This window comes from uncultured Spongiibacter sp., from assembly GCF_964011655.1.
Lineage (GTDB): Bacteria > Pseudomonadota > Gammaproteobacteria > Pseudomonadales > Spongiibacteraceae > Spongiibacter > Spongiibacter marinus.
The window spans coordinates 1-12130 of the sequence record NZ_CAXGPO010000026.1; the positions used below are offsets into that span (position 1 = coordinate 1).

12 protein-coding genes are annotated in these 12130 nt (G+C 55.4%); all 12 read right to left on the minus strand.

Translation table 11 applies throughout. From position 1 onward, the window contains the following. The coding region (locus ABNS66_RS11490) for a Crp/Fnr family transcriptional regulator (RefSeq protein WP_348655329.1) at positions 1-590 on the minus strand (590 nt) is incomplete at its 3' end. 148 nt (positions 591-738) lie between these two features. Next, positions 739-2253: a lysine--tRNA ligase gene (gene lysS, locus ABNS66_RS11495; RefSeq protein WP_286837649.1), complete on the minus strand. Its 1515-nt coding sequence runs from the start codon at positions 2251-2253 to the stop codon at positions 739-741. Between the two features lie 63 nt (positions 2254-2316). Continuing rightward, positions 2317-3415 (minus strand): peptide chain release factor 2 gene (gene prfB, locus ABNS66_RS11500; protein WP_286694928.1). Its coding sequence is split into 2 segments (ribosomal slippage): positions 2317-3339 and positions 3341-3415, totalling 1098 coding nucleotides; the frame shifts between segments, so codons are not numbered across the junction. A gap of 72 nt (positions 3416-3487) precedes the next feature. Continuing rightward, the gene (recJ, locus tag ABNS66_RS11505) at positions 3488-5227 is read right to left on the minus strand and encodes a single-stranded-DNA-specific exonuclease RecJ (RefSeq protein WP_286837650.1); all 1740 of its coding nucleotides are present in this window, start codon (positions 5225-5227) and stop codon (positions 3488-3490) included. A 2-nt stretch (positions 5228-5229) separates the two neighbouring features. Beyond that, positions 5230-6627, minus strand: a complete 1398-nt coding sequence (gene thrC, locus ABNS66_RS11510) for a threonine synthase (protein WP_204995696.1) — start codon at positions 6625-6627, stop codon at positions 5230-5232. Positions 6628-6687: 60 nt separating this feature from the next. Then, positions 6688-7995, minus strand: coding sequence for a homoserine dehydrogenase (locus ABNS66_RS11515; RefSeq protein WP_286837653.1), 1308 nt, complete (start codon positions 7993-7995; stop codon positions 6688-6690). Between the two features lie 151 nt (positions 7996-8146). Continuing rightward, the gene (locus ABNS66_RS11520) at positions 8147-8920 is read right to left on the minus strand and encodes a DsbC family protein (RefSeq protein ID WP_286837655.1); all 774 of its coding nucleotides are present in this window, start codon (positions 8918-8920) and stop codon (positions 8147-8149) included. A 78-nt stretch (positions 8921-8998) separates the two neighbouring features. Continuing rightward, the gene (gene xerD / locus ABNS66_RS11525) at positions 8999-9907 is read right to left on the minus strand and encodes a site-specific tyrosine recombinase XerD (RefSeq protein WP_286837656.1); all 909 of its coding nucleotides are present in this window, start codon (positions 9905-9907) and stop codon (positions 8999-9001) included. Between the two features lie 110 nt (positions 9908-10017). After that, positions 10018-10380 carry a 50S ribosomal protein L19 gene (gene rplS / locus ABNS66_RS11530; RefSeq protein ID WP_027872763.1) on the minus strand — a complete coding sequence of 121 codons (363 nt, stop codon included), beginning with the start codon at positions 10378-10380 and terminating at the stop codon, positions 10018-10020. Positions 10381-10427: 47 nt separating this feature from the next. Continuing rightward, on the minus strand, positions 10428-11168 hold the full coding sequence (gene trmD, locus ABNS66_RS11535; protein WP_204995700.1) for a tRNA (guanosine(37)-N1)-methyltransferase TrmD: 741 nt from the start codon (positions 11166-11168) through the stop codon (positions 10428-10430). Between the two features lie 33 nt (positions 11169-11201). After that, positions 11202-11726, minus strand: coding sequence for a ribosome maturation factor RimM (gene rimM, locus ABNS66_RS11540; protein WP_286694924.1), 525 nt, complete (start codon positions 11724-11726; stop codon positions 11202-11204). A gap of 5 nt (positions 11727-11731) precedes the next feature. After that, on the minus strand, positions 11732-11980 hold the full coding sequence (gene rpsP / locus ABNS66_RS11545) for a 30S ribosomal protein S16 (RefSeq protein WP_027872766.1): 249 nt from the start codon (positions 11978-11980) through the stop codon (positions 11732-11734). Between the last annotated feature and the right edge of the window lie 150 nt (positions 11981-12130).

Consider the following 12130-nt stretch of genomic DNA (forward strand, 5'->3'; position numbering starts at 1 on the left):
CCGATGGTCAGGTCTTTGAGAATACGCGCCACCATTTCCCGTGACGAGCCCACTCTGTCGGCGATCTCTTGCTGAGTGAGTTTTTCGTTGATTTTCATTTGTCCTTCTTCACCGTGGGGCTCGGCCAATCCGGTAAGCACCTTCACTACGCGACCATAGACGTCCTGCAAAGCCAGACTTTTCACATCATTGGTCAACTTGCGAATACGGCGCGTCAGGTTCTTATTCAAGATACGGGTAATGTTCGGATGCATATCCATAATGGCTTTGAAATCTTCCTTGTAGATAATGCGCACCTGCGTTGCATCCATGGCACGTACCGACGCCGACCGGCGATCATCGTCCAGCAGGGCCAGCTCACCAAAATAGTCGCCCGACTCAAGTATATTCAGCACAAAGTCTTTACCACTTTTGTCGCTGCAGTAGACTTTTACACGGCCGGTTTCGACGACATACAGAGAGTCCGCCACGTCACCTTCGTGAATCAGTACGGTGTTTTTTGCAAACTCACGAAGAATACTGGTATCGCGCAAAAGCTTGAGTTCATCTGGCGACAAACCGTCAAACAGATCTACGTTTTCGATACTCATTGCCACACTCCAGGCCCAAAATTTTTATTGGCAACACTATAGCATAGCTGCGCAAGTTGCTGTCTAGCTTGAAGTTATCGCTGAGAATCAGGTCGCAAAGTGCAACCAATGGGAAGGAGTTGGTGCCGGCAAGCCGGCACCCTAAGGCTTAGCCTTGTGATTCCGGACGCATGTGGGGGAACAATAAAACGTCGCGAATTGATGGCGAATCGGTAAACAGCATCACCAGTCGGTCGATACCTATCCCCTCACCAGCGGTCGGTGGCAGGCCGTATTCCAAGGCGGCGATATAATCAGCATCGTAGTGCATTGCTTCATCGTCGCCGGCGTCTTTTTCGGCCACTTGCGCCATGAATCGCTCAGCTTGATCTTCTGCGTCATTCAACTCGGAGAAGCCATTGGCGAGCTCGCGACCACCCACAAAAAACTCGAACCGGTCAGTCACAAAGGGGTTGTCGTCGCTGCGACGGGCCAGCGGCGATACCTCGGTGGGGTATTCGGTAATAAACGTGGGTTGATCCAGCTTGTGTTCAACCGTTTCTTCAAAGATCTCAATTTGGATCTTGCCCAGCCCCCAGGAGTCCTTAACCTCGATACCAAGGCCTTTGGCAATGGCTTTGGCCTGCTCCATATCGGCTAACTGCTCAGCGCTGATGGACGGGTTGTATTGCAGCACGGCATCAAAGACCGACAGTCGGGTGAACGGCTTGCCAAAGTCGTAGTCACTGCCCTGGTAGTGCAAACACGTGGTGCCCAAAACTTCCTGCGCAACGTGACGCAACATTGCCTCAGTCAGGTCCATCAAGTCTTTGTAGTCAGCATAGGCCTGATAAAACTCGATCATGGTGAATTCGGGGTTGTGGCGCGTCGACAAGCCCTCATTGCGGAAGTTACGGTTGATTTCAAACACCCGCTCGAATCCGCCAACCACCAAGCGCTTGAGATAAAGCTCGGGCGCAATGCGCAGGTACATATCTAGGTCGAGCGCATTGTGATGCGTCACAAACGGCCGCGCAGTGGCACCACCGGGAATCACCTGCATCATCGGGGTTTCAACTTCGACAAAGTCTTTCTGCTGCAAAAAATTACGGATGGAGCTGATCATCTTAGAGCGAATCGCGAAGGTGCGACGCGACTGCTCGTTCATAATCAGGTCGACATAGCGCTGCCGATAGCGCATTTCCTGGTCTTGAAGGCCGTGGAATTTGTCGGGCAGTGGACGCAACGACTTGGTTAGCAATCCGCCCTCTTCCATATACACATACAGATCGCCCTTACCAGATTTGTGCACCGGCCCCTTGGCAAAAATAATGTCGCCGATATCCCAGCTTTTAATCTCTTCAGTGAGCGCTTCAGGCAGTTTTTTCTTATCGATGTAGGTCTGGATTCGGCCAGACATATCTTGCAGCACCATAAACGGGCCACGCTTGGCCATGATGCGACCGGCAATCGCGGCATGTCTGTCCAGCGCTTCAAGCGCCGCCTTGTCGTGCTCACCCAGCTCTTCTTGCAGTTGCTGGGCGTAGGCATCGCGTCGGAAGTCGTTAGGAAAGGCATTGCGCTTTTCGCGAATCGCCGCCAACTTGGCGCGGCGCTCAGCAATCAGGCGATTTTCTTCCTGCCCGGCTTCCTGGGCTTGCGTGTCGTTCTGCTGTTCAGACATCTGTGTTTCCTTTGGTCGGGCCCGCAATCGGGCCGCGTCATCTCATTGGCTAGGGTGCCGGCCTTATAAGCCAGATTTCAGGCTCGCTTCGATAAACAGGTCAAGGTCGCCATCGAGCACATTGTTGCAATTGCTGGTTTGTACATTGGTGCGCAGGTCTTTAATACGCTGGTCGTCGAGCACGTAGGAGCGTATCTGGCTGCCCCAGCCAATATCTGACTTGCTGTCTTCCAGTGCCTGGGCCTCGCTATTGCGTTTTTGCAGCTCCATTTCATAGAGCTTGGCCTTCAACATTTTCCAAGCGTTGTCGCGGTTTTGATGCTGGGAGCGCTCGCTCTGACACTGCACAACGGTATTAGTAGGCTCGTGCGTTAGGCGAACCGCAGAGTCGGTCTTGTTAACGTGCTGACCACCTGCACCACTGGCGCGGTAGGTATCCGTGCGCACATCCGAAGGATCGATATCAATTTCGATATTGTCGTCGATCTCCGGCGACACAAACACCGAACAAAACGATGTGTGGCGGCGGTTGCCCGAATCAAAGGGCGACTTGCGAACCAGGCGGTGAACGCCGGTCTCGGTGCGCAGCCAACCGAAGGCATATTCGCCCTGAATATGGATGGTTGCACTTTTGATCCCCGCCACTTCGCCGTCAGAGACTTCAACCAGTTCTGCCTTGAAGCCTTTGTCTTCGCACCAGCGCAAATACATGCGCAGCACCATATTGGCCCAGTCTTGGGCTTCGGTGCCGCCGGAACCCGACTGAATATCCAAATAACAGTTATTGGGGTCCATTTCACCGGAGAACATACGGCGGAATTCCAATTTGGCTAGCACCCCTTCGAGGCGTTCTATATCGCCCTGCACGGCCTCAATGGTGTCTTCATCGTTCTCTTCCGCTGCCATATCGAGCAGTTCAGAAGCGTCGCCAATACCGGCATCTAACTCATCGATGGCGCCCACCACACCTTCCAGGTTGGCGCGCTCGCGGCCAAGCTCCTGGGCGCGGGCAGGGTCGTCCCACACCGCGGAATCACCGAGCTCCAGCTCGACCTCAGTTAGGCGCTCTTTCTTGTTAGCGTAGTCAAAGATACCCCCTAAGCGTATTGGTACGCTCAGTCATATCCTTAAGGGCATTGCGCAGGGGATTAATTTCTAGCATGGATAGTATCCGGACCACGTGAAAAGGCGGGCATTTTACCCGATGCGTCGCGCGGCGGAAAGCTGGCCGGCATTATGCGCCAGCGCAGGGGCGCAGATGCTCAACCAGTAATTGCAGTGACAGGCGATCACGCCAGAGATTGCTATCTAGCTTGTACACCACCTCCACCTCCGTTACCGCCGGGTCTGGCCACAGGTTGAGGTCGACATTAAACGCAATGGCGTCAATGATCGCCTGCTTGTCATGGCGAGGTGCGAGCGTCATTTTTAAATGCCGCTCGCCGACAAGGCGCTGCTGAACCAGGGTAAATACACCGTGAAACAATGGCTCGGGAAAGCCCTGACCCCACGGCCCGGCACTACGCAGCAGCTCTGCATTTTCGAGTTTAAGTTCTGTCGGGCCCAGCTCGCCGTCACTGTGAACCACCGCCTCGAGCTGATCGTCACTAAGCTGCTCACGAACGGCGTCAACAAAGGCATCTCGAAAGGCGTCAAGGTCTTTTTCCGCCAGGCTCAACCCCGCCGCCATGGCGTGGCCACCAAACTTACTTAACATCTGCGGGTGACGTTTTGCGACTCTGTCCAAAGTATCGCGCATATGCAGACCGGGAATAGAACGGGCCGAGCCTTTGATTTCACCGTTATCAGCCTCGGCAAAGGCGATTACCGGACGGTGAAACTGCTCTTTGATCCGCGAGGCCAATATCCCCACAACGCCCTGGTGCCACGTTGGATCATACAAACACAATCCCGCCGGAACCTTACTGGCGTCTAGCTGCAAATGCGCCAATGCGCGCATGGCGTCGTCTTTCATGCTCTGTTCTATGCTGCGACGCTCTCGATTGAGATCATCCAGCTCGGCCGCCAAGTTCAGGGCTTGCGTCGCATCGTCGGCCAGCAGGCAGCGAATGCCCACCGTCATATCATCCAGCCGGCCCGCCGCATTCAAACGCGGCCCAACGGTAAAACCGAGGTCACTGGCGACCAAGCGCGCAGGCTCCCGCCCCGCAACTCGGAGCAAAGCACTAATTCCCGGACGGCAGCGCCCGGCGCGAATTCGCCGCAAGCCCTGCTCCACTAACACCCGGTTTGCCTGACTCAACGGCACCACATCAGCGACCGTGCCCAGCGCCACGAGGTCGAGCAGCTCAGCAAGATTGGGCCCCTTGCCATCGCGAAAGATACCGCGCTCTCGCAGCGCCGCCCGCAATGCAAGCAGCACGTAAAACATCACACCGACGCCAGCCAATGATTTATCTGGGAAGTCACAGCCGGGTTGATTGGGGTTCACAATCGCGAGTGCGTCTGGCAGCTGGTCGCCGGGCAGGTGGTGGTCGGTCACGATAACGGGAATACCGGCCTGCGCCGCCACGGCAACACCGTCGATACTGGAGATGCCATTGTCGACGGTGATGATGATATCCGGGCGGCGCTCGGCTGCGACAGCAACAATCTCCGGGCTCAGGCCATAGCCGTATTCAAAGCGATTGGGGACCAAAAAATCGACGTCGGCGGCGCCCAACATTCGCAAGCCGAGCAACGCCAAGCTTGTACTGGTGGCGCCGTCGCAGTCGAAGTCGCCAACCACTAACAAGCGCTTACCCTCTCTGATTGCCTCAACCAGCGCTGAGACAGCCGCGTCCATGCCCTTCATAGTGGGTGCGGGCAAGGCATCCAAACCGAGCTTTGCCTGCTCGTCGGACACGACGCCGCGCGCGGCATACAGCCGAGACAAAAGGGGCGGTAATGATGGCAGCGCCACCGTCGCATCTGCGACGGCGACTCTTTCAACGATACGCGGGAAGCGACTCACGTTCAGGCGCGAATATTCTTTGCCATAAAGCTGTGAACGCTCGACATGTCGTTGTCGATCACTTCGTAACGCTCATCAAGGTCGAAAAGGTCCGCCATATGATGCGGCAGCGCTGGCGCACTGGGATAACCGGCTTTCATTACCGCTTCAGGGAATTTCGCTGGGTGCGCAGTAGCGAGCGTCACCATTGGTACGCTGCGGTCGCGCCAGCAATCGCGCGCGGCTTTAACACCAATTGCCGAATGCGGGTCGAGCAGGTACTCGCTGTCGTCGTAGACGCTGGCGATGGTGGCCACGGTTTCTTCATCGCTGGCACTGGCACTGGCGAACAGTTCGCGCACGCGCTCAAACGCGGCGGCGGGAAGAGATACCGTCTCGGTATTCATTCGTTGCATCAGGTCGGCAATGGCCGCACCGTCGCGGTCAAAGCAGTCGAACAGCATCCGTTCGAAGTTGCTGGATACGACAATATCCATACTGGGTGACAATGTGTGCTGCAAATCGTGCTTTTCAAACTGATTGCCGCTGATCACCCGGTGCAGAATGTCGTTTTGATTCGTTGCCACCACCAATTGGTCGATGGGCAGTCCCATCTGCTTGGCGAGGTAGCCGGCATAGATGTCGCCAAAATTACCCGTCGGCACAGAGAAACTGATTTTGCGATCTGGCGCGCCCAATGCAAAAGCGGCGTAGAAGTAGTAGACGATCTGCGCCATGATGCGCGCCCAGTTAATGGAGTTCACCGCTACCAGCTGGCGCCCCTCAGGCAAAAAGCTCTGATCCGCAAAACTCGCTTTCACCATGGCCTGGCAGTGATCAAAGTGCCCTTTCAGAGCGATGTTGTGAATATTGTCGCCCTGCACCGTTGTCATCTGGCGGCGCTGCACCTCCGACACGCGTTGGTAGGGATGCAGAATGAAAATGTCGACGTTTTCACAGCGTTTTACACCCTGAATCGCCGCCGAACCGGTATCACCTGACGTGGCGCCCATTACAACGACTTTTTGCTGGCGCTTCTCCAGCACATAATCCAGCAGGCGTCCCAACATCTGCAATGCAAAGTCTTTAAAAGCCAGGGTCGGCCCCTGGAACAGTTCCAACACCCATTCGTTTTGACCCAGCTGCACCAGTGGCGCTACGGCCGGGTGCCTGAAGTCCGAATAGCTATCGTCGATAATCGCTTTGAGATCGGCATCGGGAATGCTGCCCGCAACAAAGGGCTGAACAATTTCAAAGGCCAGCTCGGTGTAGCTTAACGACGACCACGCCGCAATTTGCTCGCGGCTATAGGTCGGCAGGGACTCCGGCACGTAAAGACCGCCATCCGGCGCCAAGCCGGTAAGCAGTACGTCTTCAAAATTGAGGGCGGGCGCCTGGCCACGGGTGCTGATGTATTTCACGTTACTAACTCTTCATGGAATGTGGGGACTGCGCCCGAAGGCGCAGTGTAGCGGCGATACTTAGCCTGCCAGTGACTCAACGCGAATACGCGTTACTTCACCAACAATACCTTCCAGTCCTTCAATACGGCTGACTGCGGCAAACAACTTGCTCTCTACGGTGCGGTTGGTAAGGATAATCACCGGAACTAAATTCGCGTCCTCGGCTGGCTGCTTTTGAATCAGCGCTTCAATGCTAATGCCGTCGTCGCTCAGAATCTGCGCCACTTTGGACAGTACGCCGGGCTTATCGAGGGCCGACATGCGCAAGTAGTAGGCGGTCTCCACATCGTCTATCGGCAGCACAGGATGATCGCTCAATGACGTGCGCTGGAATGACAGGAAAGGCACCCGGTGGTGTGGTTCGGCGCTGAGTGTACGCGCGACATCCACAACATCGGCGACAACCGCTGATGCCGTGGGTTCGCTACCGGCACCCGCACCGTAATACAAGGTTGGACCAACGGCATCCGATTGCACCAGTACGGCGTTCATTACACCGTTTACGTTCGCGATCAGGCGCTTTTCTGGAATCAGTGTGGGATGAACGCGCAGTTCAATGCCTTTTTCGGTATCGCGGGCAATACCCAAATGCTTGATGCGATAACCCAGCTCTTCGGCGTAGACCACATCTTCCTGGGCGATCCGGCTAATTCCCTCGGTATATACCTTGTCAAATTGCAGCGGGATACCAAAGGCCAGAGACGCCAAAATCACCAACTTGTGTGCGGCATCTATGCCCTCAACGTCGAAGGTCGGGTCTGCCTCGGCGTAGCCCAGGGCCTGAGCCTCGGCCAGTACGTCGTTGAAGTCGCGCCCTTTGTCGCGCATTTCAGTGAGAATAAAGTTTCCAGTGCCGTTGATAATGCCCGCGAGCCACTGCACTTTATTCCCTGCCAAGCCTTCGCGCAGTGCTTTGATAATGGGAATACCGCCGGCAACTGCGGCTTCAAAGGCAACCGTAACGCCCTGTTGGGCAGCCGCTTCAAAAATTTCGTTCCCGTGCTCGGCAATCAAGGCCTTGTTGGCGGTCACCACGTGTTTGCCATTGGCAATGGCTTTCAATACCAATTCCTTGGCAACAGTGGTCCCGCCAATCAACTCAACCAAAATATCGACATTGGGGTTTTCTGCAACGGCAAAAATGTCGCGGTTAATGACCACATCACCCGTATCACAATTGGGGTTGTCGCGACGCGCACCAATTTCAGTTACCACAATATCGGCACCGACACGGGCAGCAATCTCCGCTGCGTTGCGCGTTAATACTGCGTAAGTACCGCTGCCAACGGTACCCAGACCACATATACCTACTCTGACCGGACTCACCGCCACTCCTTTTAAAACTCAATTATTAGCGCGCCGCACATAAGCGCGGCGCTACGAACTTCCCATTTTATGTCAGGATGGGGGCCTAGCGCCATGCTGAAGCGCCAGAGATACGACCAGAGCCCCTCTATTCCTACTTATTGACGATTTCTCAGCGCAGCGCTTGGGGAATCAGCTGATCAGCCGGGCGGTAGCCGGGAATCAGGGCGCCGTCCTCGGTGACGATCGCCGGCGTCCCAGTCACGCCAAGCTGCTGACCCAATTCATACTGGCCAATGATCGGCGTTTGGCACTGCTTATTCGCAATGGGGCGGCGGGCCTTGAGGGCATCCATCGCCGCGACGCGGTCGTCGGCGCACCAGGCGGATACCATTTTGTTGAATGTTGGCGTGCCGACACCCTGACGGGGATAGGCAAGATAGCGCACTTCGATACCACTGGCATTCAGGGCAGGCACCTCTTTATGCAGCTTTTGGCAGAAGCCACAATCCACATCGGTAAATACATACAGCGCGCCTTTTGTTTCCCCTTCCGGGCTAAATATAATCATATCTTCGCGCGGCACTTGGGAGAGCAAGGCTTTGCGCTGGGGCTGCAAGCGGCGCTCGGCGACATCCTCAATGCCATTCGCCGTCAGCTCATACATTTTACCCGCAACAATGTATTTGCCGTCGGCGCTCGCATACACCGTCGGCCCATTGGTCATTTCAACGCGATACACCCCGGGCATCTCGCTACTTTCTACGCCGCTGACCTGTAAATCAGGGCGAGAACTCTTAAACGCACTGCGAATCGCTTGCTCAGCCGCCTTATCAATAAAGGTCGCGGTCTTGGCAGGCTCGGCATAGGCCACCCCAAAAAAAGTTGAAGCAGCTATTACTGACGCGAATAGAGCGCGCGAAATCAATACTCGGGGGCTATACATAGTCAACGAAAAATCTCCGTACGGAAGGTGTGAAGGCGGTCATCATATACCATTGAGAACCCAGAGAAAGCGCCAAGTTCAACCGCGCGGGTGATGCGCGCGATGCAAAGCCTGCATTCGCTCTCTGGCAACATGGGTGTATATCTGCGTGGTGCTCAAGTCACTGTGACCAAGCAGCAGCTGAACAACCCGCAGGTCAGCACCATGATTCACCAGATGTGTGGCAAACGCGTGACGCAGCGTATGCGGTGAAATACTTGCGCGAATGCCGGCGCGCTGCGCGTAGAGCTTCACGCGGTGCCAAAACGTTTGTCGGGTCATCACCTGACCCCGGCGACTGGGGAACACCACGTCCGACTCGCCATCCGCCAACAACTGTGGCCGTCCGCCACGCAAATACGCTTGTAAGCAGTACAGAGCCTCTTCCCCCATTGGCACCAGGCGCTCCTTGTTGCCCTTGCCGGTGACTCGCACCACGCCCTGCTCCAGCCCCAACTGCGAAAACCGCAAGCTCACCAGCTCGCTGACTCGCAGGCCGGCAGCATACAGTAGCTCCAGCATTGCCCGGTCACGCTGTTCGATCGCAATTTCGTCGTCGGGCTGCGCAAGCAAGGCCTCAACATCAGCCTCACTCAAGGATTTAGGTAGCGGCCTCCCTAACTTGGGCGCTTCAATATTAGCAAGCGGGTCTTCCTGAAGGCGCCCCTCCCGCAGCTGATAACGGTAAAACCCCCGCAGGCAAGAAAGCAAACGTGCAGTACTACGGGCAGATTTGCCCTTGCCGCGCTGCTCGGCCAAATAATCCAGCGCATCGGCGCGACCACATAGCAGCACGCCACTGCCCCGCTGAGCGAGCCAATAGGACCATTGGTATAGGTCGCGGCGGTAAGACTGCAAGCTGTTATCGCTAAGCCCTTTCTCTAGCCACAGCGCGTCAATGTAGCGGTCTATGGTTGGCTGATCCTGATCACTGGCTTGCTGCGCCATGAACTCCTCCTCGGTCGTCAGCCAGATTCTATCTCGCCAATGGACGGCGCCACCAGCCAGACACAAAAAAGGCAGCCAGTGGCTGCCTTTTCGGAGATGCGAAAACCGTATTACGACTTGGTTGCCAGCTTCTCTTTGATACGAGCTGAACGACCGCTGCGCTCACGCAAGTAGTACAGTTTAGCTTGGCGAACATCACCGCGACGCTTAACCTGAATGCTGTCGATCAGCGTGCTGTAAGTTTGGAAAGTACGCTCAACGCCAACACCGTGAGAAATCTTGCGAACGGTGAAAGAAGAGTTTAACGCGCGGTTTTTCTTGGCGATAACAACACCTTCAAAGGCCTGCAGACGCTCGCGGTTACCTTCTTTAACCTTTACCTGAACGACAACGGTGTCACCGGGGCTGAATTCCGGCAGCTCTTTGGCGGTCTGCTCCGCTTCCAGCTCGGCGATAATTTTGTTGGTGCTCATGGCATGCTCCTGAAATAAAAGTTGGTAGCTTCACAGCTAGCTGTCAATTAGTCGTTACGCTCGCGAAGATACTCCGCCAGCAGTGTGTTTTCCTCGTCGCTCAGCTCTCTCGATTCGAGCAAGTCCGGGCGCCGTACAAACGTTCGACCCAGCGCCTGCTTTAAGCGCCAGCGTCGTATGGCTCCGTGATTGCCGCTAAGCAAGACCTCTGGAACCACATCTTCCCCATACACCTCGGGTCGGGTGTAATGTGGGCAATCTAACAATCCCTCTGCGAAGGAGTCCTGTTCCGCCGACTGCTGATGGCCCAACACGCCCGGCAGCAAACGACTCAAGCCGTCTATCATCACCATCGCAGCCAGCTCGCCGCCGCTGATGACATAGTCACCAATAGACCACTCTTCGTCGATCTCACGTTCAATCAAGCGTTCATCAACGCCTTCATAACGCCCGGCTAATAGAATCAACGCATTTTCTTGCGCCAGCTCCTGCAAGCCGCTTTGATCTAACTTTCTACCCTGCGGCGACAGATACACCGTCTTCGCCGGTTTGGCTACCGTTTCGCGCGCTGCCTGCAACGCCTTGCTTAACGGTTCCGGCATCATCACCATACCTGGGCCGCCACCGTAGGGGCGATCATCAACCGTTTGATGGCGATCTTCAGTAAACGACCGCGGGTTGATGCAGCTAAGGTTTAACACCCCTTTTTGTACTGCTCGTCCGGTGACACCATAATCGCTGATCGCGCCGAACATTTCTGGGAACAGGGTTACCACTGCGATATCCATTCTGCCCCCATCACGCGCCACGTTCACTGCGCGTTAGAACTCCGGGTCCCAATCGACAGTAATCGTGCCGCTTTGCAGGTCTATATCCTGCACAAAATCACCCGGCAAGTAAGGGATCAACCGTTCTCGATCGTCGAGGCTTCCCTCACACCGTCGCACCACCATTACATCATTGGCGCCGGTTTCGATCATATGATCCACCGCACCCAACAGTTGCTCCGAAGCGATAACCTTCAAACCCACTAATTGGTGCCAGTAAAACTCATTTTCAGCCAGGCTTGGCAACTGCTCTGCCAAAATCCCCAGCTCAAGCCCGCAATACTCCCGAGCCAACTCGCGGTCGTCGACACCCTTAATATGGGCTACGATGCCCTTACCATGACGCCGACATTCGTCGAGTTCGATCTCCTGCCACCGGCCCTTTTTGCGCAGCTGGTAGTCAGAGAAATCCAGAAAATTCTCAAGCGGGTCGGTAAAGGAATGTATCTTTACCCACCCTTTTACCCCGTATACCGTCGAGATTTTCGCTATGACGACTGGTGAAGACGAGGTAGACACCCAGCTTACTCGGCTGCAGGTGCTTCTTTGATCAGCTTAGCAACGCGGTCAGACAGCTGAGCGCCTTGAGCAACCCAGTGCTCAACGCGAGCGGTGTCTACACGCAGACGCTCTTCGTTACCACGGGCAACAGGGTTAAAGAACCCAACGCGCTCAATGAAACGACCGTCACGTGAAGTGCGGCTGTCAGTGACTGTCAGGTGGTAGAAGGGGCGCTTTTTAGAGCCGCCACGTGCCAAACGAATAGTGACCATTCTTGTATCAGTTCCTAGCTTTTGGGCAGCGGCGTTGACCGCTACTGCGAATTTTTGATCCTGTTAACGACCCGGAGCCGTAAAGGCGCGGAATTATAAGGGAAAGTGTATGCATTTGAAACAGCTGATACACTTTTTTCCCTCTGCGGT

Bases quoted from the DNA above. Each gene is read 5' to 3' on its own strand.
- xerD (WP_286837656.1), bottom strand. From the start codon at position 9,907: ATGGCGCAGCAAGCCAGTGATCAGGATCAGCCAACCATAGACCGCTAC.
- ABNS66_RS11520 (WP_286837655.1), bottom strand. From the start codon at position 8,920: ATGTATAGCCCCCGAGTATTGATTTCGCGCGCTCTATTCGCGTCAGTA.
- lysS (WP_286837649.1), bottom strand. From the start codon at position 2,253: ATGTCTGAACAGCAGAACGACACGCAAGCCCAGGAAGCCGGGCAGGAA.
- rpsP (WP_027872766.1), bottom strand. From the start codon at position 11,980: ATGGTCACTATTCGTTTGGCACGTGGCGGCTCTAAAAAGCGCCCCTTC.
- rplS (WP_027872763.1), bottom strand. From the start codon at position 10,380: ATGAGCACCAACAAAATTATCGCCGAGCTGGAAGCGGAGCAGACCGCC.
- trmD (WP_204995700.1), bottom strand. From the start codon at position 11,168: ATGGATATCGCAGTGGTAACCCTGTTCCCAGAAATGTTCGGCGCGATC.